Below are 26,257 nucleotides of genomic sequence, written 5' to 3'. Positions count from 1 at the left end.
CCCGGTGAGTGCACCGCCCAGCCCAACCAATACCCCGCGAGCATTCCGCCCGCCTCAGCCCCGCGCCCGGTGAGCGCGCCGCCCAGCCCAACCCCGCGCCCGGTGAGTGGGCCGCCCAGCTCAGCCCGCACCCCGCAAGCATCCCGCCCAGCTCAGCCCCGCGCCCGGTGAGTGCGCCGCCCAGCCCAGCCCCGCACCCCGCGAGTACGCCGCCTAGCCCAGCCCCGCGCCGGGTTTAGCTGGCCGTTACGACGGCGTGTAGCTGGGCCCAAGCCTCATCCTGGGTGATTTTCTCGTCCATGTCCTGGCGCAGGAACGCAGTTATATAGGGCCACAGAGCGTTTGCCCTGTCGGCCTCCGGGTTTGTACCGGGCACGTAGGCGCCGATCTCCACCAGCTCTCGCACCTCTCGGTGGGCTGCCATCAGGCGGCGTAGCTCGGTTGCGTCGGAGCGCTGTTCTTTTGTGGTGATTCTGTTGGCTACTCGGGAGATGGAGTCGAGGGCCTGGATTGCTGGGAAGTGGCCTGCTGTAGCCAGTTTTCGGTCCAGGACCACGTGGCCGTCCAGGATTGAGCGGGCCGCGTCGGCGATCGGCTCGTTGTGATCGTCGCCCTCCACCAGCACCGTGTAGAGGCCGGTGATGCTGCCACGGGCGCCGGGGCCGGCCCGCTCCAGCAGCGAGGCGAGCATGGCGAAGACCGACGGCGGATATCCCCGGGTGGCCGGTGGCTCGCCGACCGACAGGCCGACCTCACGCTGCGCCATCGCCGCTCGGGTCACGCTGTCCATCAGGAGCAGCACGTCGTGGCCGTCGTCCCGGTAGTACTCGGCGATCCGGGTGGCCACCGAGCCGGCCCGCAACCGCACCAGGGGTGCTGCATCCGAGGTTGCGATCACCACTACTGAACGGGCCAGGCCCTCGGGGCCCAGATCGTGTTCGATGAACTCGCGTACCTCTCGGCCTCGCTCGCCGACCAGGGCCACCACGTTGATCTCGGCGGAGGTGCCTCGGGTGATCATGCTCATCAGGCTGGACTTGCCCACGCCGGAGCCGGCGAAGATGCCGATGCGCTGACCTCGGCCGCAGGGCACGAGCGTGTCCAGGACTCGTACGCCCAAGGGCATCGGCTTGTCGACCAGCTGGCGTTCCATCGCTGATGGCGGTGCCGCCTCGATGCTGACCAACTCGCCGCGCAGCGGTGGGCCGCCGTCCATCGGGCGGCCCAGCCCGTCCAGGATGCGACCGCGCAGGTCGGGGCCGACCGCCACCCGCAGCGGGCCGCCGGTGTTGGTCACCGGTGTGCCGGTGCCGATCCCGGTCAGCGGGCCCAGCGGCAGGCAGGACAGGTGCGGGCCGTCGAGCGCGGCCACCTCGGCGTAGATCGCCTCCGCGCCGTCACCCATCTGCACCAGGTCGCCGACCCGGGCCTGCAGCCCGCTCACGGTGACCCGCAGGCCGACGGCGCCGGTGACCCGGCCGCGGGTGAGTGGTTGGGCAGCGGTCACCGCGGCGCTCATCCGGTGCCGGAACAGGTCGGTCATGGTTGCCTCCAAAGGCGGGCGCCGCTAGATCCGCAGCGCCTCTCGGGCGCGCTCCACCGCCGCCCCGATGGTGGCGTCCACCGACGCCATGCCGGTGTCGGCGATCGCGTCGCCGGGGCGCAGCTTGGGGTCGGGGCGCAGGCTTACCCGGCGCCCCTCGTGGTCGAAGTCGGACTGGCCGTCGCCGATCAGTGTCTGGTAGTCGTCGGGGCAGAGGCTGACGACCAGCGCGCCGGTGTCGGGTGCGGCCGCCATCGCCCGCCGCAGGGCGTCGGCGCCGCGGCGCTGCGGATCGTCCAGGGTGCGGCCGATGATCGCCTCGGCCAGCTCGAAGGCGTGCGCGAGCACCACCTCCTGCAGCTCGGTGAAGGTCGGCATGAGCTGGGTCTCCATCGCGGTGACCGCCCGGCCGAGCGCGTTCACCGCCTGCGCCAGGGCGGCGTTGCGGCGCTGCTCGTGCGCCTGTTCGGCGGCGCGGGCGCGGGCCGCCGAGTCCTCGGCGGCGGCCGCGGCCTCGCGTTGCCCCTGGGCCCAGCCCTCGGCGTACCCGGCAACTCGGGCTTCTTCCCGGGCCTTCGCCGACATGCCGCCGCCGGACCCGGGTTTGTCCTGTCGCAGGTCGACCGCGAAGCGGGCCGACTCGGCGGAATCGGCGGATGTGCCGCGCAGGAAGGGTTGGGGAGCTTCAGGCGATGAGCTCATCGGCCTCGCCGCCGCGCTGGACCTCGATCTGGCCGGAGTCCTCGAGCGAGCGGATCACCGAGACGATCTTCGCCTGGGCCTCCTCGACCATCTTGACCTTGACCGGGCCGAGCAGGTCGATCTCCTCGATGAGGTTCTCCCGGCCGCGCTCGGAGAGGTTCTTGGTGATCTTGTCGCGGACGGTCTCCGGTACACCTTTGAGCGCGGTGGCCAGGTCGGCCGGTTCGACCTGCCGCAGCACCAGCTGCACGGCGCGGTCCTCGAGGTTGACGATGTCCTCGAACATGAACATCCGGCGCCGGATCTCCTCGGCCAGCTCGGGGCTGCGGGCGTCCAGGGCCTCCAGGATGAGTCGCTCGGTGGTTCGGTCGGCGCGGTTGATGATCTCGACCAGTGGCTGCAGGCCGCCGATCGTGGAGAGCTCATCCGGCTGGAGCACGGTGGAGAGCTTGCGCTGCAGGGCCGCCTCGACCTGGCGGATGATCTCGGGGGAGGTGCGGTCCATCACCGCGATCCGGTGCGCCACCTCGGTCTGCACTTCGAGCGAGAGGCCGGCCAGGATCGCCGAGGCGAGTGCGGCCGGGATGTGCGCGAGGATCAGCGCGATCGTCTGCGGGTGCTCGTACTGCACGTAGGAGAGCAGCTGCCGGGGGTCGGCGTGGCTGAGGAAGTTGAACGGGATGTCGTTCATCGAGGCTTCGAGGCGGTCCAGGATCAGGGCCGCGCGTTCCTTGCCGAGCGAGGCTTCGAGCAGCTCACGGGCGTAGTCCATGCCGCCGGAACCGGCGTACCGGGTGGTCGCCATGGCGTAGAACTCGTCCATCACGTCGTCGACGACGGTCGGTTCGAGCTTGCCCAGCCGGGCGATCTCGGCCGAGATCATCTCGACCTCTTTCTCCGACATGTTGCCCAGGATCTGCGCGGAGTGTTCCTTGCCGAACTGGACCAGCATGATCGCGGCCTTGCGCACGCCCGTCATCGACAGCGTCGTTAGCTGCGGTGTGCTCAACGCGTACTCTCCTCAGCCCGTCGGCGAAACTCGTCTTGCGTTACCAAGCGGAGCGAAAGGGCGGCCGGCGGAAGCCGACCGCCTTTCAGGTCAGTGGACGGGCGCGTCGGCGGCAAGCCAGCCGCGCAGCAGCACTGCCATCTCCTCAGGCTGATCCTGGACCATCTGCTCGATCTCCCGCACGCGTTCCTCGCGAGCTTCCCCGTCCGAGTAGCGCTCCGGGGCGGCTTCGAGCATCTGCGCGGGGATCGCGCTGTTCAGCTCGGCGAGGCGCTGCTGTTCGAGGGCGGCCTGCATGTCCTCCAGGTGCTTACGCTCCTCCGGGGTCAGGGCCTTGCGCTTCTTGGAGCGGCGGGTCGCCCGCCAGGCGAGGAAGAGCAGCGCCAGCACGATCGCGGCGAGGGCGCCGGTCTTGATCATCGTCAGCTGCTTGGCCGACTGCTCGGCCACCGTGGCGGCGCTCAGCGCCTGCTGAGCCTGCTGGGCGGCGCTGGTGTCGAACGGCATGGCGCTGACCGCGATGGTGTCGCCGCGGGTGGCGTCGATGCCGGCCGCCGCGCTGACCAACTGCTGCACCTGGGCCGGGTCGACGGTGCCGGCGACGGTGCTGTCCAGCAGGACGGCGACGTTGAGCTTCTTGATGCTGCCGGGCGCGCTCTTGCGGACCTCGTTGGTCTCGTTGATCGCGTTGTTGCGGACGGTCTGGCTGTTCTCGTACTGGCCGGTGCCGGAGGAACTGCTTCCGGCCGAGCAACCGGGGCCGGAGATGTTGTCCGGGCCGAGGACGCCGCCGGCGCAGTTGCCGGCGCCGTTGTACGCCTCGCGGTTGTTGCTCTCCGAGAGCGCGGGCAGCGACGGGTCGGAGTTGTACGACTTGCTGGTGGTGGCGGTCTGGTCGAAGTCCAGCTCGGCGGTGGTGGTGACCACCGCGTGCCCGGGACCGACCACGCTGTCCAGCATGTTCTGCAGCGAGTTGTTCATCCGGTTCTGGAAGGCGACGGTCTGTCCCTCGTTGCCGCTGTCCCCGCCGGTGCCGACGGCCGCACCACCGCCGGTCGAGAGGATCTTGCCGTCCGCGCCGGCCACGGTGACCTCGGTCGGGTCCAGGCCTTCGACACTGGAGGCGACCAGGTGCACGATGGCCTGCACCTGCTGGCTGCTCAACGGCGAGGTCGAGCTGGACGCGACCAGGACGGACGCGGTCGGCTGGTCCTGGTCGTCGGAGAAGACGTCCTTCTGCGGGATGACGAGGTGCACCGTGGCCGCCTCGACACCGTCGATCGACTTGATCGTGTTGGAGAGCTCGCCTTCGAGTGCCCGCTGATAGTTCGTGTGCTGCATGAAGTCGCTCGTGGTGATCCCCTGCTGGTCGAGCAACGAGTAGCCGGTGCCGGCGTCGCCGGGCAGGCCCTCCGAGCTCAGCGCCAGGCGCAGGTTGTTGACCTGGTCCTGCGGCACCATGACCGTCTGCCCGTCGTTGGCGAGCTCGTAGCTCGTGCCGGACTTCTGCAGCGATTCGACGATCGCGCTGGCGTCCTTGGTCGACAGGTTGTTGAACAGGATCGAGTACGTCGGCTTCGACGCCCAGGTGGCGAAGAAGTAGGCACCGACGCACAGAGCAACCACCGCCGCGATCGTGACGGCCTTCTGACCCGGGGTGAAGGACCGGAAGGTGTCCGTGATGCGGCGAACCGGAGCGGGAAGGCGGTCCGTCATGTCAGGCCTGCATCCTCATGATCTCTTGGAAGGCTTCCACGGCCTTGTTGCGCACGGCCAGCGTCAGCTGGAGGCCGAGCTGGGCCTCGGTCGCGGCCATCGTGTACTGCGCCGGGTCCTTCAGGGTGCCGTCGGCGACCTGCACCGCGAGGTCGTCGGACTTCGCCTGCGAGGCCTGCACGCTCTCCAGACCCTTGGACAGCATGCTGGTGAAGCTTTCGCTCGGGCCGTTGACCGCCTCGGCGGCGTTGGTCGCGGGGGTCGACCCACCGAGGCCGGCGACGCCGGAGACGGCATCCAGGCCACCGATCGACGAAAGACCGCTGATGGCGCTGATCGGCGAGGTCATCTAGCTCACTTCCCCAGGTTGATCGCGGCGGCGTAGGAGTCCTTGGCGCGGTCGACGACCGCGAGATTCGCCTGGTAGGCGCGCTGAGCCATCATCATCTGGGCCATCTGGCCGCCCAGGTCGATGTCGGGCCGGCGGACGTAACCCTGGTTGTCGGCCAGCGGGTTGTCCGGGTCGTAGGTGACGATGCCCTGCGCACTGCCGAAGGCAACCCCACCGACCTGGGCGCCGTTGCCGTCCGCCGCCTCCTGGGCGACGACGTACCGCGCCTGGAAGGCCTTCTCGGACGTACGGGTGACGGTGTCCACGTTGGCGATGTTGTCGGAGACGGCGTCGAGCCACTTGCGGTAGACGGTCACGCCGGAACCGGCCACACCGATCGCGTTGAACGTGCTCATCTATCAGGCCCCCTTGATCGCGTCGCGCAGCATCGAGTACTTGGTGTCCATGGCCCGCAGCGTCAGCTGGTAGCGCATCGTGGTGTCGATGTGCGACAGCGTCTCCTCGTCGAGGTTGACGTTGCTGCCGTTGAGCCGGGTGGGCTCCAGGGAGTCCTGGAGGCTCGGGGAAACGCTCGAGGGCGAGTCGCCCCGGGCGATCGCGCCGTGCAGCGCCTGCTCGAATTCCACCTTACGGGCCCGGTAGCCGGGGGTTTCGATGTTTGCGATGTTGTTCGCGATGGCCGTCTGCCGGGCGGCGAGACCCGAGGCGGCGACGCGGAGCGAAGAGACCGAGAGATCGTCGAACACAGCAGCTCCTTGGAGTCCGTCAAGGCGCCGATCCGTGGCAGTTCGGTGAGCGTTCCGTCGCTCGTACCATGCAGTTCGGCCTGACCGTTAATCCGCTGAGCGCGAAACGGTTGCTGCGAGGTTGCACACGCAAAAACGTCCCGGAGCCCTTGGCGGGGCTCCGGGACGTCGTTCGTATGCGGTTTACATGGCCCGGTCGACGTAGACGGGGCGCTTGACCGCCTCGCCGGTCTCGATCCGGGCGGTCATCGCGGTCTGTTTGCGGTTCGCCGTGAGCCTTCGCGCGATCTCCTGGGCCGCCTTGAGCTGGCGGGTGAGGATCTCGTCGGCCCGAGGCTTGAGCTCCAGCGGCAGGGCGCCGAGCTCGGTGGGCGGCTTCCAGAGATCGGCCGGCGGGGTCTCGGCGTGCCGTCGCTCGTCGGCCAGCATCGTCTCGATGCGGACCACATCCAGCTCCAGCTCGTCCAGGGCCGCGACCCAGGCGCCGTTCCAGCCACCGTCCGAGGTCATGGTCAGCCCGCGACCGCCGCGGCGGCCGCCTCCCGCCAGGTGTCGCGCAGCGGCTCGGCGAGTTCGCGGATGGCCTTGACCCGCGCGGCATCCCGGGCGATGTTGGCCCCGATCAGCTCGGTGAGCATCCAGCCGTAGATGTTGGCCAGGGCCGGCGCACCGGACCAGGCGTCGACGTCCAGGCTGGTACGCAGCTCGATGACGATCTCCTGGGCGTGGGTGATCTTCTCGTGCGCCACCTCCCGCTCCTGCGCGGCCAGGGCCTGCTCGGCCTGACCGAGGTCGAGCACCAGGCGGTCGTACAGCATGATCAGCAGTTTGCCGGGCGAAGCGGTGTTGACGGAATCCTGCAGGTAGCGGTCACGCAGATGCGGCGCGGTCATCGGTCTCCTCGGTCAAGGGCGAACGGGTCAGAGGCCGGCGAGTTGGCCGGAGAGCCAGTTGGACTGGTCCTTGAGCTTGCCGAGGCTGACCTCGAGGTCGGAGTACTGCTTCTGGAGTGCCTCACGCTTGGCCTTGAGGCGTACGTCCCAGTTGTCGATCTGGTCGTTGAGGCTGGTGATCTCGTTGTTGCGCCCGGTGATGACCGACTTGAGGTTGGTCGTCATCGCGTCGCCCAGGGCCTCGAACTTGTCGCCGAGCGCCATGCCGGCTTCCTTGGCCCGGGCCGGGTCGGTGGTGTACGTGTTCAGGAACCGGGCCCGGTCGAAGCTCAGCTGCCCGGTGGAGTCGAGCTCGATGCCCAGCTCCTTGAGGCTCTTGATCTTCGCCGAGACGTCCTCGCCGGCATCCTTCTGGGTCTTCCAGCTCAGGCCGGTGCTGACCCCGCTGAGGATCTTCTGCGACATGTCCCGGACCGCGAAGTCGCCGGTCAGCGGCGAGCCCTTCTTGGTGGAGGGGTCGTAGGCGGTCTGGTTGCCGATCTCGCTCAGCATGGCGTTGGCCGAGTCGACCAGCGCCTGGAACTTGTCGGCGATCGCCCCGTTGTCGTTGGCGACGTCGACCGTGACGTTGTTCTCTTCCTTCGACACCACCAGGGTGACGCCGGCCATCAGGTTGCTGAAGGTGTTGGTGCTGCTGTTGACGGTGTAGGAGGTGCCACCGCCGCCGGCGACCTCGAGGGTTGCGTCCTTCGCGTACGTGGTGGCCGGCGATTCGCCGTTCACGCCCGCGGTGTCGAGGCCGTCGATCTGGAAGCCGTTGGCTGCCCCCGAGGCCGAGCTGTTGATCTGCAGGACACCCTCGTCGTCGCCGGTCTTCATCACGTAGGCGGAGGCGCCCGCGCCGGCCGCGTTGATGGCCTTGGCGATACCGGCCGCCGACTTGTCCGCGCTGATGTCGATGCTGACCGGGGTGCCCGAGCCGGTGAAGACGCCGTTCGAGTCGTACGTGCCCTTGGTGAGCGTGATCGAGTCGGGGACGTTCAGGGGGGTCGGGTTGTCGGTCTTGCCGTCGTTGTCGCTGTCGACGAGGGTGGTCGACACCTTCATCGTGGTGGACTGCTTGCTCGCCAGCGCGGTGACGTTGAAGGTCAGGCTGCCGGTCGAGGAGTTGAGGTTGCTGGACGTGCTCGCGGTGACCGAGGTCGAGCTCGAGGTCGCCTTGATCGAGCGCCACGTGCTGAGCTGGCTGAGTGCGTCACCGGCGTTCTTGAGGGCGGCGGCCTTGGTGTTGACCGACTGGTAGGAGGCCACGGCGGTCTGCGCCGTCGTCACCTTGGCCTTGAGTCGGTTCTGCGGCTGGGCCTCGACCGACATCAGCTGGGTGATCATGGACGACGTGCTGAGACCACTGACGAGGCCGTCAACAGAGCTGGTCACGGTGGCCTGCCTTTCGGTGCGGAAAAGAAAGCGGGGGCAGCCGTGGCGATCTGCCTGGCTACCCCCACCTATTCGGCCGTGAGCGGTACGTTTTCAGTTCAGGCCGGTGGCAAATCGGTTAGCGGAGCAGCGAGAGAACGTTCTGCGCCGACTGGTTGGCCTGGGACAGCATCGAGGTGCCGGCCTGGGTCAGGATCTGCGACCGGGTGAAGGACACCATCTCCTGCGCCATGTCGGTGTCCCGGATGCGTGACTCCGACGCGGACAGGTTCTCCACCGCGACGTTGAGGTTGTTGATGGTGTGCTCGAAGCGGTTCTGGTAGGCACCGAGCGTGGCGCGCGAGTCGGAGACCGACTGGAGTGCCTTGTCGAGGATCCCGATCGCGGCGTCCGGGTCCTTGGTGAGGTCGAGCGCCGCGGTGCCCAGGGTCTCCGCGTCCACCGCGCCGACCGCGATGTTGATCTTCTGCTTGGCGTTCGCGCCGACCTGGAACGAACCCTTGTTGCCGCCGCTGTCCTCGACCGCGGTGGTCAGGTCCATGCCCATACCGCCGGCGTTGACGCTGCCGCCACTGACGTCGGCGGCCGTGGTCAGGAACGTGGCGCTGGCGTCGGAGGCGTCGATCGCGAACGCGCCGTTGCCCTTGAACTGCAGCGTGGCGACGCTGGTGCTGTCCACCTTCGCCGTCATGGCGAGCTCGTTGCCCTGGAAACCGTGGTCCTTGAGCGCGGCCTCGATGCCCGCGTTCACGGCCTTGGCCAGGTCCTGCGGGGTGGCGTCGGCCGCGACCGCCTTGACGTTGATCTCGAGGCCGGCCGAGAGGTCGGTGCCGTCCGGCGCCTTGGTCAGGCCGTTGACCTGGGTGACGCTGAACTTCCAGTCGGCCTGGGCGCCGGCCGGCAGGGCCGCGGCGACGGTGTTGCCGTCGGCGTTGGTGACGGAGCCGACCGAGTTGCTGCCGTCGGTGGCGACCTTCGTCTGCTTGGTGGCGCCGAAGTTGCCGTCGAGCAGCTTCTGCTTGCCGAACGCGGTGGTGTCACCGATCCGGTCGAGCTCGGCGTTCAGCTGCGTCATTTCCTTGTTGGCGGCAGCCGCGGCGTCCGAGTCGGTGGCGCCGGCGTTGGACGCCTGGACCGAGAGATCACGCATGCGCTGCAGGATCGAGGTGACCTCGTTGAGCGCACCTTCAGCGGTCTGCGCGACGCTGACGCCGTCCTGGGTGTTGCGCACCGCGACCTTGAGACCGCCGATCTGGGAGCGCAGGCCCTCGGAGATCGAGAGACCGGCCGCGTCGTCCGCCGCCCGGTTGATGCGGAAACCACTGGACAGCTTCTCCAGCGACTTCGACATCTGGTTGTCGGTGACCGACAGGTTGCGGTAGGCGTTCTGCGCGGCGATGTTCTGGTTGATGCGGAGACCCATGGGTTTTTCCTCCTTGAGCGGGGTCTTTCCGGCCCATCCATGAGCCGTGGCGATACGCCGGGTCCGTTCGGCGTGGCGCCGACGGTCATGAGCAGTCTCTGAGATTTCTTCATGCTTTTCCGGCAAACCCGAAGAAACGTGAAATGAGGTGATCGGGCGAAATTCCTCAGCGGAACGCCGGACATGCCGACCTGTCCGAATGAGCGGGCATGTCTAGGGGGTGTGCCCGACACCGAGACGGAGGACCAGGGTGAGCCTGACCGACCTGGCCAGCGTCCTGTGGCGATCACGTGAGCTGCTGGAGATGCTGCTGTTCAAGCTGGAGGAGGAGCAGCTGCTCCTCGCGTCCAACCGCTCGCGCTGGCTCAGCCACGCCACCCGCGAGGTCGAGGTCGTGCTGGACCAGATCCGGCAGACCGAGGTCATCCGGGCCGCCTACGCGCAGGACGTCGCGGTCGAGCTCGGACTCGGCGCGGAGGCCTCCCTCGGTGAGCTGGCCGACGCCGCCCCGCCGCCCTGGTCGGACCTGTTGCACCAGCACCGCAAGGCTTTTCTGATGCTGACCTCCGAGATCAGCGCCCTCGCCGACGTCAACCGCGACCTGCTCACCGCCGGCCAGCGCGCAGCCCGCGAAACCATGCTCGCGTTCGCGGAAACTGTGGAAACGTACGGACCGCAGGGCCAGACCGTTACCGGCGGCGTGCGCCGCTCCAGCCTGGTTGATGAGGCGATCTGAGATGGCTAGCACTTTCGGCGGTATCAACACGGCGCTCAGCTCGCTCTATGCGCAGCGGCGCGGCCTGGACATCACCGGGCAGAACATCGCGAACGTCAACACCGAGGGTTACACCCGGCAGCGCATCCGCATGCAGGCGCAGACCGGCAGCCTGAACCCCGGCATCTACGCCACGACCGACCAGACCGGCAACGGTGTCTCGGTCGCCTCGATCGACCGCGGGCGCAATCAGTACCTGGAGGACCGCGGCCGGGTCGAGCACGCGAACTCGGCGTACCTGTCCAGCGCGAAGGGCACCTACGACCAGATCGAGAGCGTGCTGTCCGAGCCGAGCGACACGGCGTTGCAGGCCCGCCTGCACGACATGTGGGACGGCTGGAACGACGTCGCGAACAACTGGCAGGACCCGTCCACCCGCAGCGCCCTCATCGAGCGCAGCAACACGGTGGCCACCACGCTGAACGACGCGCATGCCGCCCTCTCCAACCACTTCGACGCGCAGCACAGCCAGATGGGCGCGTACGTCGATCAGGTCAACACGCTGGCCGGCGGGATCGCCGACATGAACAACCAGATCGTCATCGCGACGAAGGCCGGCCTGCCCGCCAACGAGCTCCAGGACAAGCGCGACCTGCAGGTCATGCAGCTGTCCGAGCTGGCCGGCGCGACCGCCCAGCTCAAGGACGACGGCTCGGTCAACGTCTACCTCGGCAGCACGGCGCTGGTCGAGAAGTTCCAGGCCCGATCGCTGGAGATGACCGGCCCGGTCACGCTGGACGCGGTCAACGACACCGACAAGGTGGCGCTGGAGTGGACCGACAGCGGCGGCCTGAAGGCCGGGGCCGGTGGCACCATGGGCGCGATGCTCGACACGATGAACAACGTCCTCTACGGCATCTCCGGTGAGCTGGACAAGGTGGCCGACAGCGTCGCGAGCACGGTGAACGACGCGGTCGCGGACGGCTACACGGTCGACGGCACCAAGGGCGATGCCACACCCTTCTTCGTCGGCACGACGGCGGCCGGTCTTAAGGTGAACATCACCTCGGCCGACCAGGTCGCCTTCTCGTCGGGCGATCCGAGCGACCCGGACAAGACGGTGGCCGCGATCGACCACGGCATTGCCGACAAGCTCTCCGACGTGGGCGCCTCCGGCGCCGGTCCGGACGCCGTCTACCAGACGATGATCGGCAAGCTCGGCGTCTCGGCCCAGGCGACCGCACGGCGCAGCGAGATCCAGGACGCGGTGAAGGAGCAGGTGGACACGTCCCGGCAGGGCGAGTCCGGGGTCAACCTCGACGAGGAGATGACCCACATGCTCACCTACCAGCGCGGCTACGAGGCGGCCTCCCGAGTGCTCACCACGATCGACTCGATGCTCGATCAGCTCATCAACCGCACCGGCCTGGTCGGCCGGTAATCAGCGGCCGGCCGACGACAGCGGGGGGTAATGCATGACCATTTCCAGCAGGGTCACCGAAACCAGCATGACGACGAAGGCGCTGGGCGATCTTCAGCGCAGCCTTTCGCGCGGGCAGAAACTGCAGAGCCAGATCTCCAGTGGCAAACTGCTGACCCGGCCGTCGGATTCGCCGACCGGAACGGTCACCTCCTTGCAATTGCGCGGCGAGGTGCGGGCGACCCAGCAGTACAGCCGCAACTCCAATGACGGTCTGGGGTGGCTCGGCACCATTCAGGATTCGCTCGGCGACGCGTCGTCCTCGATCATCCGGATTCGCGATCTGACCATTCAGGCCACGAATGCGGCGAACGATCCGCAGTCCCGCAACGCCCTGGCCGAAGAGGTCGACAACATCAAGGCCACGCTGGTCGGCCAGGCCAACACGAAGTTCATGGACCGGCCGGTCTTCGGCGGCACCACACCGGGATCGGCCGCGTACAGCACCGACAGCACGACCGGCGAGATCACTTTCGACGGCAACAAGAATCAGACCACCCGGACGGTCGGTCCCAATGCGAAGGTACGCATCGAGATCAGCGGGCCGGAGGCATTCGGCGAGCCCGGAACCGACACCGAGCTCTTTACCGTGCTATCCCAGATTTCGAAGCAGATTAAAGACGGCGATACCGATGGACTGCAGACCAGTCTGGAGAACCTCGATACCGCCCACGGTTTACTGAAATCAGCTCTTTCGGATGTAGGCGCCCGATATAATCGGGTTGAACAGATGAAGCAGTCCGCGGACGACCATCTGTTATCCGTGTCGTCGCAGCTTTCCGACATCGAGGATGTCGATTTGCCCAAGGCGATCATGGAACTGCAGATCCAGCAGACCTCGTACCAGGCCGCCCTGGCCGCCACGGCCAAGGTGATCCAGCCCTCGCTCATCGATTTCCTGAGGTGACCATGAGTACTCGCACCGCGTCCCGACCGATTGAGGCGTCCATGATCGACCCGTCGCTGGGTCTGCCGACCATCCGCATGGCGGTGCCCATGCCCGGTTTCCCGGCACACCGCGACTTCGTTCTGGTCCGGCTCAACGAGGACGGACTGCTCTACGCTTTCACGTCCATCCAGGACCCGGACCTGCGCTTCCTGGTGGCCCCGCCGGAGCCGTTCTTCCCGGACTACGCCCCGGAGATCGACGACGAGGTCTTCCAGGCGCTGAACACCAAGGACCCGGACCGGCTCCTGCTGATGGCGGTCATCACGGCCGGCGCCGACGAGACCACGGCCAACCTGATGGCGCCGATCGTGGTCGACCGCGACACCATGCGGGCCGTCCAGGTCGTGCTCAGCGGCTCCGGCTACCCGGTCCGCGCAATCATGCACCGGGCCTACTGACGTCCCGGCGCCGGCGCGGCCGCCCGGTCCGCGGTCGCGCCTCTCACGATGCTGCTGTCCGTTCACGGGGAGGCACCGGACGATGCTGGTGCTGACGCGGCGCGCCGGGGAAAGCGTGATGATCGGCAACGACGTGATCATCACGGTCCTCGAGGCGCGTGGGGACGTCATCCGGCTGGGCATTCAGGCCCCGCGTGACGTCCAGGTCCATCGTGAGGAAGTGTTCCGGGAATTGCAGGCGGCCAACCGCGAGGCGGCCTCGCCCACCGATGATGCGGTCCGGGCGATCACGAAGATGCTGCAGTCGCCGGAGGAATCCGGTTGATCGGGTAGGCCTCGGCGCATCGCGCCGGGGCGCACCCGGATCCAGGGGGAATCGATGGCGCGACTCGCAGATGTCGGTATCGCCAAGCGCCTGACGCTGATCGTGGCGATCGGCGCGGTCGTACTGGCCGCCCTTGCCGTCATCACGGTGGTGAGCCAGACCAAGATGACCACCCAGGGCGAGAAGCTGGTCGGCCTGCAGGCCGGTGCCGCCGCCCTGAATCATCTGGACACCCGGCAGAGCGAGCTGAAGGTGGACGCCTACCGGGCCGCGCTCGGCCAGGACGTCACCCAGGACGTGAGCGACGACGTCGACTCGTCGACCGAGGCCGCGGACGCGGTCGCGGCGGCCGGAATGCCGGCCGCGCAGACCGACAAGTTCGCCGGCTACCGGGCCGACTTCACGTCGTTCAGCGCGTTCATCACGCAGTTCGCGACCGACGCCCAGAAGAGCGTGAAGTCCGTGCAGTCGCGGCTCGACGAGATCTCCGAGCGCAACCACGTGACCGACGACGAGCTCGGCGGGCTGGTCGACGAGGTGGACGCCCTGGTCACCCAGGAGCGCGCCGAGATGCGGCACATCTCGAAGATGACCCAGGTCACCGTGGTGTCGGTGGCCGGGATCGGCCTGCTCGTGATGATCGCGCTCGCGGTGCCGATGGCCCGCTCGATCCTGATCCCGGTCCGCCGGCTCGGCTCCGTCATCGACCAGGTCGCGGCCGGCGATCTCACCGTGCGCAGCGGTGTCACCAGCAACGACGAGCTCGGCCGGATGGCCATCGGCCTGGACGGCGCGCTCGATTCGATCCATAGCTCGCTGGAGACGATCGGCAAGGACGCCGACCAACTGGCCAGCGCCGCCGGTGAGCTCTCCGCGGTGGCCGCGCAGATCGCCGAGGCGGCCGGCGACACCGACCGGCAGACGTCGGCGGCATCGGCCGAGGCCGAGGAGATCTCCCGTAACGTGCAGTCGGTCGCGGCCGGCTCCGAGGAGATGGGTCTCTCGATCCGCGAGATCTCCCGGAACACCAGCGAGGCCGCCCAGATCGCGGCGGTGGCGGTGGCCGAGGCGGCCCGGGCCACCGAGACGATCCGCCAGCTCGGTGCGTCGTCCGAGGAGATCGGCAACGTCATCAAGCTGATCACCTCGATCGCCGAGCAGACCAACCTCCTGGCCCTCAACGCGACCATCGAGGCGGCCCGGGCCGGCGAGGCCGGCAAGGGCTTCGCGGTGGTGGCGTCCGAGGTCAAGGACCTGGCCCAGGAGACCGCGAAGGCGACCGAGGACATCGGCACCCGGGTCACCGCGATTCAGCAGGACACCGGCGGAGCGGTCGAGGTCATCTCCCGCATCTCCGAGGTCATCGCGCAGATCAACGACTTCCAGACGACCATCGCGTCGGCCGTGGAGCAGCAGACCGCGACCACCGGCGAGATGAGCCGCAGCATCGCCGAGGTGGCCAACGGCTCGACCCGGATCGCGCACAACATCGCCGACGTCTCCGCGGCCAGCGCCACCGCCGTGCAGGGTGTCGAGCAGACCCGGGAAGCCTCGACCGAGGTGGCCCGCACCGCCGACGAGCTGCGCGGACTGGTCGGCGCGTTCCGCCTTTGAGGAAGGCACCCGGACTGCACCACCTACGGACCGGGCCTGACAACGCCACCGGAGCACTCTGATCCAGGACGGAACACCGAGCCTGGGAGCAATTTGTGGGCGCAGAGCGGGAAACAGTGATCGACGCCTTGGACCTGACGGTGGATGCACATGTGCACACCGGGTTCGCGGCCGGTCGCGACAGTGTCGGAGTGGTCGTCTCGGCCGCCGACCGGGCCGGGCTCACCGCGCTCACCTTCGCCGACCAGGTCGGTCCGGACACCGCCTGGCTGTCGGCCTACGCGGACGCGGTACGCCGGGCGCAGCTGCGCACCGAGATGACGCTGCGGGTCGCCGCCGAGGTCGAGGTCGTGCAGCCGGACGGCTGGCTGGCCTGGCCGGTCGACCTGAGCCAGATCGAGGCGGTCTCGGTCGCCGTGTCCCGCCTGCCGTTGCCCTCCGGCCTGCTGCTCGCGACGCGGGAGGTCCGGTCGATGCTGGCGGCCGGCCAGCTCACCGCCGAGCAGGTCGCCGAGGCCCTGATCACCGCCACCGTGCGTGGTCTCGAACGCGCCTCCCGCTACGCGCCCACCCAGCTCGCCCGCCCGCTGAGCCTGCTCGCCCAGGTCGGCCTGGACGACGCCGTGATCACCCCGGACATGGTCGACGCGCTCGCCGCCGCCTGCCGGGAGAGCGGCACGATCGTCGAGGTCAGCGAGGCGTGGCGGTGCCCGTCGGCGCGGATCAGCGCGCTGCTGCGCGCGGCGCGGGTGACGCTGGTTCCCGCGAGTGACGCCCGGTACGCGGCCGAGGTCGGCCACTGGCAGTACCTGCGCCGGGTATAACCGAAAACGAACACGATCAGTAGCCGTCTCCGTACGCTCGATCATGCCGGATTGAAGCTTCCGAGGCATAGGAGAGCTGCGATGAGTTTGGTTCAACAGGCCATCGAGGTGAGTGCACCGCTGCACACGGTGTACGAGCAACTCGCCGCGTTCGAGAACTATCCGCGGTTCATGAGTGGCGTCCGCGAGGTCACCCCGATCGGCGTCGATCGGACGCACTGGGTCATGGAGGTCGACGGGAAGCGTCGCGAGTTCGACGCCCAGATCACCGAGCGGTCCATGGACGAGCGCGTCTCCTGGTCGACCACGGAGGGACCGGTGCTCGCCGAGACGCTCACGCTGCGCCCGCTGGGCGAGACGAAGACGCAGGTCGTCGCTCAGTTGGAGGCGGACATCGCGTTCCTGATGCCGAGCGACCGGCACGGCCAGGCCTCGCTGACCAGGCGCCTCAAGGAGGACCTGACCACGTTCAAGGGGCTGGTGGAGAGCGGCGTGCTGGGCGGCCGGCCGAAGGCCTTCGGGCTCCGCAGCCCGTCGCCGAAGCGGCCGCTGCCGGGAGCCAGCACGAAGACGCTGGCGGCGAATTCCTTGAGTGCGAGCCCGGCGTCGGTGGCCGCGCGGATCCGTAACCGCAACCCGCATCCCGGTGCCGGGTGGGGCACGAGCACCGGTGAGCAGAGCAATGCGAGCCGGCTCGGCACCAATGTGGACATCACCAGCGCACCCGGCATCAAGAACGAGCACGATCTCGACGACGTGCTGGCGCCCGGCCGCCGGATCGGCCGGTCCGGTCCGATCAGCGGCGGCGCGGCCGGCGGTACCGCCCGGATGGGCGGTCGCACCACGCACAAGGACGCCTGGGGAGACGGCATGATCAACGAAGAGGATCGGGGCTCGGCGCACGACATGTGATCGACCCGCGGAAAGAGGAAGGGCCCGCCGCGAGGCGGGCCCTTTTCAGATGGGGGCCGACTCCAGGGTCACGACCAGGCGGGCGCCGCGCGGCTCGGCCGGCTCGTACCGGACCGTCCCGCCGTTCGCCTCGACCAGGTGCCGGACGATGAACAGGCCGAGCCCGGCCCCGCGCATGAAGCGCCCGAAGACGGTCGGCAGCAACTCCGGCGGAATGCCCGGCCCGCTGTCCTGCACCACCAGCTCGACCTGATCGCCGCGACGGGTGCCGATCAGCCGCACCGGCGGATCGCCGTAGGTGAGCGCGTTCTTCACCAGGTTCTGGATCACCACGGTCAGGTGCCCGCGGTCGGCCAGCACGGTGAGGTCGTCATCGATGGAGATCTCCAGGCCCGGGCCGGCCGCGGCGGCCACCTCGGCCAGCGGCACCGGCGCCTGCCGCGCGGTGACCGAGCCGGTGTCCAGCCGGAACAGCAGCTGGAGATCGTTCATCATCTTGATCAGCCGCTGGGTGTTCTTGTCGATCTTCGTGGCCAGTTCGAGCCGGATGTCGTCGGGCAGATCGGCCCAGTCGGCCCGGAGCAGCTCGGCGAGGCTGGCGATCGAGCTGATCGGCTGGGCCACGTCGTGGGTCAGCATCGAGGTCAGGTCGTTCTTGAAGGCCAGGGCGGTGGCCAGCCGGGCGTTGGCCTCGCGCAGCTCGGTGTTCTGCTCGCCGAGCGATTCCTCGGCCCGCTTCCGGTCGGCGATGTCGACGTAGGTGGCCACGTACGCCCGCGGTTCCCCGTCGGCGTCCGGGATCGTCGCGACGGTGGCCAGCACCGGAACCTCGCTGCCGTCGACCCGGGGCATCAGCCAGTCGCCGCCACCGGTCGGCGGCAGCGGCGGCGGGTCGATCCGGACCGGTTCGTCCGGTCCGTGCCCGGTGAGCTCGCGCCAGCGCCGGTTGACGTCGATCACCCGGTGGTTGGCGTCGAGCACCATGACGGCCTCGTTCATCGACTGCAGCAGGGTGGACGCGAACTCCTGCCGGTCGTGCAACTCGTCGACCAGCGTGCGCTGGTCCCGGTCGGCGTTGTCCAGGGTGCGCACCAGATAGGCGGCGAGGCCGAGGGCGGCGAGCGCGGCGAGGATCGCCCCGGTGCTGATCGCGGCGGCCGGCCGGCCCAGGCCGGAGCGCGCGGCCAGGGCGCTGACCAGGCCGGCGATGGCCGGCACGGCGATCAGGACGGGCAGTTTCCGGCGGATCGTGGTGCCCGGCCCGGCCGGGGCGTCGGTGTGCAGCGGCCCGGTTTCCGGCCGGGCGAGCACGGTGCCGAGGGCGAGCGTGAGAAGTGACCCGGCCACCGCCGGGGCCATCAGGCCGCCGGGCCGCGGACTCTCGAACATCCGGGGGACCAGGGCGGCGAGCGCGATGATGGCCGAACCGGCGACCAGCGGGTCGGCCACCCGGAAGCGGACGGCGACCCGGATGTCGAGGCAGGTCAGCCCGAGCCCGGCGAGCGCGATGGCGACCCCGGCCGCCGGGTGTTGGTAGATCCATGCGGCGCCGATGATGGCGGCGGCGGCGGCCAGCGTGAGAGCGGCGGCGCGCACGACCCGGCCGGCGGGCAGCGCCTGCAGCAGCAGGGCGATTCCGGCCGGGACGAGCGCGGCCGCCGGACCGGAGTCCGGCGGCGCGCTGGAAGCTGTGGTGAGCAGGCCAGCCGCGGCTACCGCGAACCCGGCACCCCCGGCGATCAGCCGGGAGAGCCTGCCCACATCATGCGCGGCGATCTGCACATAAGCCCCTCACTACGGAGGAAATGAGCATATCGCGGCTTATTTCATAAACGCTTACTTACCGGCCCACTCGTAGCCCTCTTCGAGCTGAATACGCTCGGCGACCCGAACAATGTCGTCCCGGTGCCGGTTGCCGTGGTGCCCGCAGAAGGCGAGTTCGCCGCCGCTGGTCAGCACGACCACCAGCTTCGCGGCGGCACTGCAACGGTCGCAGCGGTCGGTCAGCTCGGGAACAGTGGTGATCTCTGGCGACAGCAGGCTGGTCATATCGCTCTCCTTGCTCGGTGGCGGTGTGCAGCGGTACAGCGGGATAGATCGGCCCTCCACCACACAGCATTAGCTCTTTCCTGCCGGTCTTCCGGGCCGTCCGCGCTGGGCGAAAACGGTGCACCAAAGCTGCACCCGGCCTGGTCCCTGATAACCCACCAACGCTTCCCACTATTTCCCCTCAGCAGCCTTCGGCATGCCTGCCTCCCCCCGTCGAGTGGGCCGAAGCCAACGAGAGGAACCAGCTTGCGCATCGCCACCCGACTCACCCTGCTCACCGGCATCGCGGCCGCCATGGTCGGGGGGACCACCGGCGCTGCGATGGCCGCCGGCTCCGCCGACGCCATCGACAAGAGCTACATCGTGATGCTTCAGCCCGGCGGGAGTCCGGCTTCGCTCATTGATGTGTACGGGGGTCAGGTGGCCGAAACCTATAAGGCAGTCGGCGGTTTCAACGCCCGGATGACCGCAGCCCAGGCGGCCCGGCTCGCCACCGACCCGGCCGTCCGGTACGTCGAACCGGACGCCACCGTCGCCGCCGCGGCCATCCCGGTGACCTGGGGCGTGGACCGGCTCGACCAGCGCGTGCTGCCGCTGTCGAAGTCGTACTCGGCCCCGTCCGCCGCGAATGTCACCGCCTACGTGCTGGACGGCGGCATCCGAGTGAGCCACCAGGAGTTCGGCGGCCGGGCGAGCAACGGCTGGGACTTCGTCGACAACGACCCGGTGGCCCAGGACTGCTCCGGCCACGGCACCCACGTGGCCGGCACGATCGGCGGCAGGACGTACGGCGTGGCCAAGGACGTGAAGCTGGTCGCCGTCCGGGTGCTCGGCTGCAACGGCTCCGGCTCGTACTCGGACATCATCGCGGGTGTCGACTGGGTCACCGAGCACGCGAAGAAGCCGGCCGTGGTCAACATGAGCCTCGGCGGCACCACCAGCAAGGCGCTCGACGACGCGGTCGGCCGGTCGATCGCGAGCGGTGTCGTCTACGCCGTGTCGGCGGGCAACGACCACCGGGACGCGTGCAAGCAGTCGCCGGCCCGGCTTCCGGCCGCGATCACGGTGGGGGCCAGCGACGCCGGCGACGTCCGTGGGTCCTTCTCCAACTACGGGTCCTGTCTCGACATCTTCGCCCCCGGCGTCCGGATCCTGTCCGCATCCAACGGTTCGAACGCCGCGACCAAGTCGATGAGCGGCACCTCGATGGCCAGCCCGCACGTGGCCGGCGCCGCCGCACTGGTGCTCGGCGTGCACCCGGAATGGACTCCGGCGCAGGTCAGGGACGATCTGGTCGGTCAGGCCGGCACCGGTCTGGTGCGCAATCCGGGCTCCGGTTCGCCGAACAAGCTTCTCTTCACCGGTTATCTGAGCGGTGCAACCGCGCAGCGATAGCGTGAATCGGGAACTCGACGCGAACCCTGGAGGATCCATGTCGCAGGCGCCCGACACGGAGAACCGGCCCACCGTCCTCGTCGTCGACGACGAGGAGGACCTACGCGACATCATGCGCCGCATGCTCGATCGGCGCGGCTTCTCAACCTTGATCGCCGGGGACGCGCACCAGGCCATCGCGGTCTGCCGGGATCACCCCGGCGAGATCGACATCCTGGTCACCGACCTGGGTCTGCCCGGTGTCTCCGGGGGCGAGATGGCCCGGACCGCCACCGAGCTGCGCCCGACCATGCGGGTCGTCTACATCTCCGGGCTACCCAAGGAGATGGCCGTCGCCGACGGGTCGATCGGGGCGGACGCCCTGCTGGTCAAGAAACCGTTCAGCACCGAATTGCTGATCGAAGCGCTGCGCTCGGTGCTCGCCGAGCGCGCCGCACCGTAACCACCCGTCCCACGAGAGCGCCGCCGTCACGCTGACGGCGGCGCTTTTTTGCTGTCCCCGATTCCACAGTGCCCGCTCCCGTGCTGCACCTGCGCTTACCCCAATCGGGACCCATGTCCCGCCGACGGTGAGGTCGAGGAACGACCGATCCGATCGCGGGGAGATGAAGTGAAGCGCAGGCAAGCGGTAGTGGGTGCGGCAGCCCTCGGTGCGGCGATGAGCGGCGGCTTCCTGGCGATCGGCCAGGCCGACGCGGCGACCACCACGCCGGCGATCCGGACCGTCTTCGCCGCCGACGACGCCTACGTCTCCAGCACCCGGGTCAAGAGCAACTTCGGCACCGCCGAGAAGCTGGTGGTCGGGGAGACCGACGGCGAGAGCCGGACCTCGTTCGTACGCTTCTCGACCGGCTCTTTCCCGGCCGGCTCGACGCTCAGCAACGCCCGGCTGATCCTTCCCTACGACGGCAAACCGGCCGAGGCGCGAGTCAGCGTCTACCCGGTGACCGGCGACTGGAACGAGAACACCATCACCGCCGCCACCCAGCCCGAGGCCGGCCCGGCCGCGATCGCCTCGGCGATGCCGCGGACCACCGACCAGTCGGTGACCATCGACCTCAGCAAGGTGGTGACCCAGGCCGGTACGTACGTGTTCGCGCTGCGCTCGGCGTCGACCACCGCCGTGACCCGCTTCCAGTCGGCCGAGTCCGGCGAGCAGGCCGGCCCCCGCCTCGTCGTGAACTACACGCCGGCGACCACCGTCGAGCCGAAGCCGGAAGCCTGCGTCACCGGCGACCTGCTCGTGCCGAACTGCGGCGTCCTCTGGGGTGCGGCGGCCGGCGGCTTCACCGACACGCCCCGCGACACCGCCCTGAAGAACTGGGAGCAGACCACCGGCCGTACGTCCACGATCTACCACACCTACCACAAGGGTGACGAGAAGTTCCCGACCAAGGCGGAGATCGCGATGACCCGGGACGCCGCGCACCCGCGCGTCCTGCTGCTCAACTGGAAGGTCGCCTACGGCACCAACTGGGCCAAGGTCGCGGCCGGCCAGAAGGACGCGCGGATCGACGCGTGGGCCGACTACGTCAAGGCCAACTACGGCACCCAGAAGTTCTTCCTGGCCCTGCACCACGAGCCGGAGAACGACGTGCAGACCGCCGCGAGCTCCGGGATGACCGCGAAGGACTTCGCGGCCATGTACCGGCACGTGATCGAGCGGCTGCGCGCCGACGGGGTGACCAATGTGGTCAACGTGCTCGCCTACATGGGCAACGAGAAGTGGATGGCCCAGTCGTGGTGGAAGGACCTGTACCCGGGTGACGACGTCGTCGACTGGGTCGGCCTGGACTCGTACGTGAGCGTGGAGAAGGGCTACTACCACTTCGGCGACTTCGGTGACCTGCTCGACCGGCAGCCGACCGGCGGCGGTCTCGGTTTCTACGACTGGTCGGTCAAGAACCACCCGAGCAAGCCGATCATGGTGGCCGAGTGGGGCATGTACCACCGCGTCACCTACCCGACCAGCAAGGCTTCGGCGTACGCCACGGTCCTGCCCGAGCTGGCCAAGCACCCGCAGATCAAGGCGATGGTCTACTTCGACACCGCCAAGGACAACGAGGGTGACCGCAACATCGCGGTCGACTCGACGGCCGACAGCCTCGACGCGTTCCGCAAGGTCGCGTCCGCACCGATCTTCAACGTCGAACTGAAGAACTGATCTTTATTCCACCCCCTGGGGTCGGGCCGGTCCGCTGCGGAGGACCGGCCCGACCTTTTATCCCGTTTCCGGCCAGGGCACCGTGAGTTCGCCGAGCCGCCATCGACCGGGGCCGTCCCGCAGTGGGTGGCCCTCGTCGCGCATCCGCCGGCAGGTCGCCAGCCAGCGCTGACGCGGGCCGAACGGGGTCGCCTCGGTCTCCCAGGCGCGGCCGAGCGCGCGCAACAGCTCGTGGATCGGCTCGCCCTCGACGTTGTGGTGGATCAGCGCCTTCGGCAGCCGCTCGGCGAACGTCGCCGGATGGTCCAGATCGGACAGCCGGGCCGACAGGGTCAGCGTCTGCGGCCGACCGGCCTCGACCACCGCCCAGGTGGCGATCCGGCCCAGCTCGTCGCAGGTGCCCTCGACCAGCAGCGCACCGGTCGCGGTCATCTGCCGCCAAGCCGCCGCCACCGCCGGCTCGGGGTACTGCCGCAGGACGTTCAGCGCGCGGACCACGACCGGGCGCAGGCCGGCCAGCTCGAAGCCGCCGCGGCGAAAGTCCAGGCCCGGCCGATCGGCGTAGGGGCGGGCGGCCTCCACCCGTACCGGATCAATCTCCAGACCCACCACCGCGACATCCGCTCGCACCGCCGCCGCCAGGCGGCTGCGCAACTCCACCGCCGTGACCGGCGTCGCGCCGTAACCCAGGTCGATGACCAGCGGCTTCGCCGCCGCCGTCAGAAGATCACCGCAGCGGTACGCGATGAAGTTGTCGACGCGGCGCAGCCGGTTGGGATTGGTCGTCCCCCGGGTGATCGCGCCGACCGGCTTCGTCACCTACTGCTCCTACTTCTCCCGGTGCACCTTGTGCTGGGCGGCCTGGGCGATCGGGCGGATCACCAGCTTGTCGATGTTGACGTGGTGCGGGCGGGTGGCCATGAACGCGATGCAGTCGGCGATGTCGTCCGCGACCAGCGGCTCCTTCACGCCGTCGTAAATCGCGTCGGCCCGGGCCTGGTCGCCGTCGAAGCGGTTGAGCGAGAACTCGTCGGTGCGCACCATGCCCGGGTCGATCTCCATCACCCGCACCTTCTTGTCGACCACCTCGAGCCGCAGCGTGCCGACCAGCGCGGCCTGGGCGTGCTTGGCCGCCGTGTAACCGCCGCCGCCCTCGTAGACCGTGAACGCCGCGGTCGAGCCGACCGCGATGATCGTGCCCTCGCCGCTCGCCACCAGCGCCGGCAGCAGCGCCTTGGTCATCCGGAGGGTGCCGAGCACGTTCACGTCGTACATCCATTGCCAGTCGTCGACCGCGCCGGTCGCCACCGGGTCGAGCCCGCGCGCCCCGCCCGCGTTGTTGACCAGCAGGGTGAGCGCCCCGTCCAGCCCGGCCACGACGGTGGCCAGGTTGGCCACCGAGGCGTCGTCGGTGATGTCGCACTCGACCGCGGTCGCCGCCGGCCCGATCTCCTTGACCAGCTCATCCAGCCGGTCGGCGCGGCGGGCGGCCGCCACCACGTGGTAGCCCTCCCGGGCCAGCCGGCGGGCGGTGGCCGCGCCGATCCCGCTCGATGCGCCGGTGACCACTGCGATGTTCTGCATGGCTCCCATCCTTCCTCCTCGCTGATGACTTCAGTCACCCGCGGGTGCCTGCATGGTGGTTGCACGCGCAAGGACAGGGAAGATTGACAAAGACGTAACAAGCTTTGGGAGGAAAACGTGGTGGACTGGCCGACCCCGCGGCGCATCGCCACGCTTTCCGTGCACACCTCGCCGCTGGAGCAGCCGGGCACCGGCGACGCCGGCGGCATGAACGTCTACATCGTCGAGGTTTCCAAGCGGCTCGCGCGCCTCGGCGTCGAGGTCGAGATCTTCACCCGGGCCACCCGCAGCGATCTGCCGTCGGTCGTCGAGATGGCGCCCGGGGTCACCGTCCGGCACGTCACGGCCGGCCCGTTCGAGGGCCTGGCCAAGGAGGATCTGCCGTCCCAGCTGTGCGCGTTCGCCAACGGCGTGCTGCGCGCCGAGGCGGCGCACCCGCCGGGCCGGTACGACCTGATCCACTCGCACTACTGGCTGTCCGGCCAGGTCGGCTGGCTGGCCCGGGAGCGCTGGGGCGTGCCGCACGTGCACACCGCGCACACCCTGGCCAAGGTGAAGAACCGCTGGCTCGCGGCCGGCGACCGCCCCGAGCCGAAGGCCCGGGTGATCGGCGAGGAGCAGGTGATCGCCGAGTCCGACCGGCTGGTCGCGAACACCCGCTTCGAGGCCCAGGACCTGGTCGCCTGCTACGACGCGCCACCGGCCCGGACCGCGGTCGTGCAGCCCGGCGTCGATCTGGACCGATTCCGCCCGGGGCACAGCGATCGGGCCCGGCTGGGGCTCCCGGCGTCCGGCCGAATTGTCGCTTTCGTCGGCCGGATTCAGCCCCTCAAGGCCCCCGACGTCCTGATCGCGGCCCTGCCGTTCATGACCGACCCGGACGTCACCGTGGTCATCTGCGGTGGCCCGAGCGGGAGCGGCCTCGACCGGCCGACCGCGCTGATCGAGCTGGCCGCCTCGCTCGGCGTCGCCGACCGGGTGCTGTTCCTGCCGCCGCAGACCGGCGACGACCTCGCCTGCCTTTACCGGGCGGCCGACCTGGTCGCGATCCCGTCCTACAACGAGTCGTTCGGGCTGGTCGCGCTGGAGGCGCAGGCGTGCGGCACGCCGGTGGTGGCGGCCGCGGTCGGCGGCCTGGTCACGGCGGTGCGCGACGGGGTCAGCGGCGTGCTGGTCGACGGGCACGACCCGCGTGCCTGGGCCCGTGCGCTCGATGAGCTGCTCGCCGCTCCGCGGCTTCGCGAGGCCCTGGGCGAGGGTGCGGTGGCGCACGCGACCGGCTTCTCCTGGGACCGTACGGCCGAGGGCCTGCTCCGGGTCTACCGTGAGGCCGTGGTCCAGCACCGCGACATGATCGCCGCGCGCCTGGAGGCGTACGCATGGTGAGTTCGCTGATCGAAAAGGTCCTCACCGACCGCGAACTCGAGTGGGACACGACCGCCCCCGGCGCGTACGTGGTGACCCTGCCCGGCACCCACAAGCTCAAGACCGCCTGCAATCTGATCGTCGGCGAACACGCGCTGCGCATCGAGGCATTCGTGATGCGCCAGCCGGACGAACGCCGCGAGGAGTTGTGGGCGTGGCTGTTACGCCGAAACGCGCGGATGTACGGCGTATCGTTCTCCATCGATGCCGTCGGCGATGTCTACCTGACCGGCCGGGTGTCCTTGAAATCTCTGGACGAGGACGAGTTGGACCGCCTGCTGGGCTCCGTTCTCACCTACGCCGACGAGAGTTTCGACACGATGCTGGAGATCGGCTTCGGCACCTCGATCCGCCGCGAGTGGGAGTGGCGGGTAAAGCGCGGCGAGTCGACGGCAAATCTTCAGGCCTTCAAGCACCTGGCCCCCGAGGTGCCCGAAATTGGGTGATTGATGCCCGCGATGCCCATCAATCACATGATTGATAGGGTGCGGCGCATAATCATGCGGAAACCGCGTTCGACGAAACAACGATGAACGAATGGTTACCGATGGGGTGTCAAGGCGCCCGGAAGATTGAGCGGGCGATCCGCCGATCGGTCATTT

At 69.0% G+C, this 26,257-nt stretch carries 28 protein-coding genes; 13 read left to right on the top strand and 15 right to left on the bottom strand.

All coding sequences use genetic code 11. The features are described 5' to 3' along the window. Positions 1-235: 235 nt before the first annotated feature. The 11 genes from Adu01nite_RS05105 to Adu01nite_RS48370 form a co-directional block, all read right to left on the bottom strand. On the bottom strand, positions 236-1,543 hold the full coding sequence (locus tag Adu01nite_RS05105) for a FliI/YscN family ATPase (RefSeq protein WP_203725303.1): 1,308 nt from the start codon (positions 1,541-1,543) through the stop codon (positions 236-238). A 24-nt stretch (positions 1,544-1,567) separates the two neighbouring features. Beyond that, positions 1,568-2,245, bottom strand: a complete 678-nt coding sequence (locus tag Adu01nite_RS05100) for a FliH/SctL family protein (protein WP_203725302.1) — start codon at positions 2,243-2,245, stop codon at positions 1,568-1,570. Next, positions 2,229-3,224: a flagellar motor switch protein FliG gene (gene fliG / locus Adu01nite_RS05095; RefSeq protein ID WP_239132141.1), complete on the bottom strand. Its 996-nt coding sequence runs from the start codon at positions 3,222-3,224 to the stop codon at positions 2,229-2,231. The genes Adu01nite_RS05100 and fliG overlap by 17 nt, the downstream gene beginning before the upstream one ends. A gap of 120 nt (positions 3,225-3,344) precedes the next feature. Next, on the bottom strand, positions 3,345-4,970 hold the full coding sequence (gene fliF / locus Adu01nite_RS05090) for a flagellar basal-body MS-ring/collar protein FliF (protein ID WP_203725299.1): 1,626 nt from the start codon (positions 4,968-4,970) through the stop codon (positions 3,345-3,347). A gap of 1 nt (position 4,971) precedes the next feature. Next, complete coding sequence (gene fliE / locus Adu01nite_RS05085) at positions 4,972-5,319, bottom strand: flagellar hook-basal body complex protein FliE (RefSeq protein WP_203725297.1); 348 nt, start codon at positions 5,317-5,319, stop codon at positions 4,972-4,974. A gap of 5 nt (positions 5,320-5,324) precedes the next feature. Further along, positions 5,325-5,717, bottom strand: coding sequence for a flagellar basal body rod protein FlgC (locus tag Adu01nite_RS05080; RefSeq protein WP_203725295.1), 393 nt, complete (start codon positions 5,715-5,717; stop codon positions 5,325-5,327). Positions 5,718-5,720: 3 nt separating this feature from the next. After that, a complete protein-coding gene (flgB, locus tag Adu01nite_RS05075; protein ID WP_203725293.1) occupies positions 5,721-6,068 on the bottom strand; it encodes a flagellar basal body rod protein FlgB in 348 nt (115 codons plus the stop codon). A 183-nt stretch (positions 6,069-6,251) separates the two neighbouring features. Next, complete coding sequence (locus tag Adu01nite_RS05070; RefSeq protein WP_203725291.1) at positions 6,252-6,578, bottom strand: hypothetical protein; 327 nt, start codon at positions 6,576-6,578, stop codon at positions 6,252-6,254. Between the two features lie 2 nt (positions 6,579-6,580). Beyond that, on the bottom strand, positions 6,581-6,961 hold the full coding sequence (gene fliS, locus Adu01nite_RS05065; protein ID WP_203725289.1) for a flagellar export chaperone FliS: 381 nt from the start codon (positions 6,959-6,961) through the stop codon (positions 6,581-6,583). A 27-nt stretch (positions 6,962-6,988) separates the two neighbouring features. Further along, complete coding sequence (gene fliD, locus Adu01nite_RS05060; protein WP_203725288.1) at positions 6,989-8,398, bottom strand: flagellar filament capping protein FliD; 1,410 nt, start codon at positions 8,396-8,398, stop codon at positions 6,989-6,991. Positions 8,399-8,516: 118 nt separating this feature from the next. Further along, positions 8,517-9,821 (bottom strand): flagellin N-terminal helical domain-containing protein, encoded by a 1,305-nt coding sequence (locus Adu01nite_RS48370; protein WP_203725286.1) that lies wholly within the window; start codon positions 9,819-9,821, stop codon positions 8,517-8,519. Between the two features lie 250 nt (positions 9,822-10,071). On the opposite strand from Adu01nite_RS48370, the gene Adu01nite_RS05050 reads away from it, so the two are divergent. From Adu01nite_RS05050 to Adu01nite_RS05015, 8 genes are all read left to right on the top strand, one after another. Next, positions 10,072-10,557, top strand: coding sequence for a flagellar protein FlgN (locus Adu01nite_RS05050; protein ID WP_203725285.1), 486 nt, complete (start codon positions 10,072-10,074; stop codon positions 10,555-10,557). A 1-nt stretch (position 10,558) separates the two neighbouring features. Continuing rightward, the gene (gene flgK, locus Adu01nite_RS05045) at positions 10,559-11,977 is read left to right on the top strand and encodes a flagellar hook-associated protein FlgK (RefSeq protein WP_203725283.1); all 1,419 of its coding nucleotides are present in this window, start codon (positions 10,559-10,561) and stop codon (positions 11,975-11,977) included. A gap of 34 nt (positions 11,978-12,011) precedes the next feature. Next, positions 12,012-12,923: a flagellar hook-associated protein FlgL gene (gene flgL, locus Adu01nite_RS05040; RefSeq protein ID WP_203725281.1), complete on the top strand. Its 912-nt coding sequence runs from the start codon at positions 12,012-12,014 to the stop codon at positions 12,921-12,923. Between the two features lie 41 nt (positions 12,924-12,964). Beyond that, the gene (gene fliW, locus Adu01nite_RS05035) at positions 12,965-13,363 is read left to right on the top strand and encodes a flagellar assembly protein FliW (protein WP_239132140.1); all 399 of its coding nucleotides are present in this window, start codon (positions 12,965-12,967) and stop codon (positions 13,361-13,363) included. Positions 13,364-13,445: 82 nt separating this feature from the next. Continuing rightward, positions 13,446-13,688 carry a carbon storage regulator CsrA gene (csrA, locus tag Adu01nite_RS05030; protein ID WP_203725277.1) on the top strand — a complete coding sequence of 81 codons (243 nt, stop codon included), beginning with the start codon at positions 13,446-13,448 and terminating at the stop codon, positions 13,686-13,688. 54 nt (positions 13,689-13,742) lie between these two features. Next, complete coding sequence (locus Adu01nite_RS05025) at positions 13,743-15,302, top strand: methyl-accepting chemotaxis protein (protein WP_203725276.1); 1,560 nt, start codon at positions 13,743-13,745, stop codon at positions 15,300-15,302. A 116-nt stretch (positions 15,303-15,418) separates the two neighbouring features. After that, positions 15,419-16,126: a hydrolase gene (locus Adu01nite_RS05020; RefSeq protein ID WP_239132139.1), complete on the top strand. Its 708-nt coding sequence runs from the start codon at positions 15,419-15,421 to the stop codon at positions 16,124-16,126. An 87-nt stretch (positions 16,127-16,213) separates the two neighbouring features. Beyond that, positions 16,214-17,038 (top strand): SRPBCC family protein, encoded by an 825-nt coding sequence (locus tag Adu01nite_RS05015; protein ID WP_203725316.1) that lies wholly within the window; start codon positions 16,214-16,216, stop codon positions 17,036-17,038. A gap of 45 nt (positions 17,039-17,083) precedes the next feature. Here Adu01nite_RS05015 and Adu01nite_RS05010 read toward each other — a convergent pair whose 3' ends face one another. Further along, positions 17,084-18,820: a sensor histidine kinase gene (locus Adu01nite_RS05010; RefSeq protein ID WP_203725273.1), complete on the bottom strand. Its 1,737-nt coding sequence runs from the start codon at positions 18,818-18,820 to the stop codon at positions 17,084-17,086. 54 nt (positions 18,821-18,874) lie between these two features. Further along, entirely contained in the window at positions 18,875-19,087 is a 213-nt protein-coding gene (locus tag Adu01nite_RS05005) for a DUF7455 domain-containing protein (RefSeq protein WP_203725271.1), read from the bottom strand. 246 nt (positions 19,088-19,333) lie between these two features. On the opposite strand from Adu01nite_RS05005, the gene Adu01nite_RS05000 reads away from it, so the two are divergent. The 3 genes from Adu01nite_RS05000 (at position 19,334) to Adu01nite_RS04990 (ending at position 22,646) form a co-directional block, all read left to right on the top strand. Beyond that, complete coding sequence (locus Adu01nite_RS05000) at positions 19,334-20,482, top strand: S8 family peptidase (protein ID WP_239132137.1); 1,149 nt, start codon at positions 19,334-19,336, stop codon at positions 20,480-20,482. Between the two features lie 37 nt (positions 20,483-20,519). Beyond that, positions 20,520-20,924 (top strand): response regulator, encoded by a 405-nt coding sequence (locus tag Adu01nite_RS04995; protein ID WP_203725269.1) that lies wholly within the window; start codon positions 20,520-20,522, stop codon positions 20,922-20,924. Between the two features lie 168 nt (positions 20,925-21,092). Continuing rightward, positions 21,093-22,646, top strand: a complete 1,554-nt coding sequence (locus tag Adu01nite_RS04990) for a CBM96 family carbohydrate-binding protein (RefSeq protein WP_239132136.1) — start codon at positions 21,093-21,095, stop codon at positions 22,644-22,646. A 57-nt stretch (positions 22,647-22,703) separates the two neighbouring features. On the opposite strand, the gene Adu01nite_RS04985 is transcribed toward Adu01nite_RS04990, so the two are convergent. Beyond that, positions 22,704-23,465 (bottom strand): class I SAM-dependent methyltransferase, encoded by a 762-nt coding sequence (locus Adu01nite_RS04985; RefSeq protein ID WP_203725268.1) that lies wholly within the window; start codon positions 23,463-23,465, stop codon positions 22,704-22,706. Positions 23,466-23,474: 9 nt separating this feature from the next. Beyond that, entirely contained in the window at positions 23,475-24,230 is a 756-nt protein-coding gene (locus tag Adu01nite_RS04980) for an SDR family oxidoreductase (RefSeq protein WP_203725266.1), read from the bottom strand. Positions 24,231-24,350: 120 nt separating this feature from the next. Between Adu01nite_RS04980 and mshA the strand changes: the two genes are divergently transcribed. Continuing rightward, a complete protein-coding gene (gene mshA, locus Adu01nite_RS04975) occupies positions 24,351-25,616 on the top strand; it encodes a D-inositol-3-phosphate glycosyltransferase (protein ID WP_438871068.1) in 1,266 nt (421 codons plus the stop codon). Then, complete coding sequence (locus tag Adu01nite_RS04970; RefSeq protein ID WP_203725264.1) at positions 25,610-26,101, top strand: type III secretion system chaperone family protein; 492 nt, start codon at positions 25,610-25,612, stop codon at positions 26,099-26,101. Before mshA ends, Adu01nite_RS04970 begins: the two co-directional genes overlap by 7 nt. Positions 26,102-26,257: the final 156 nt, after the last annotated feature.

The sequence above is a fragment of the Paractinoplanes durhamensis genome (assembly GCF_016862175.1).
Lineage (GTDB): Bacteria > Actinomycetota > Actinomycetes > Mycobacteriales > Micromonosporaceae > Actinoplanes > Actinoplanes durhamensis.
The sequence above is the reverse complement of the archived record's forward strand: the minus strand, read 5'-3'. Positions and strand labels throughout refer to the sequence as shown.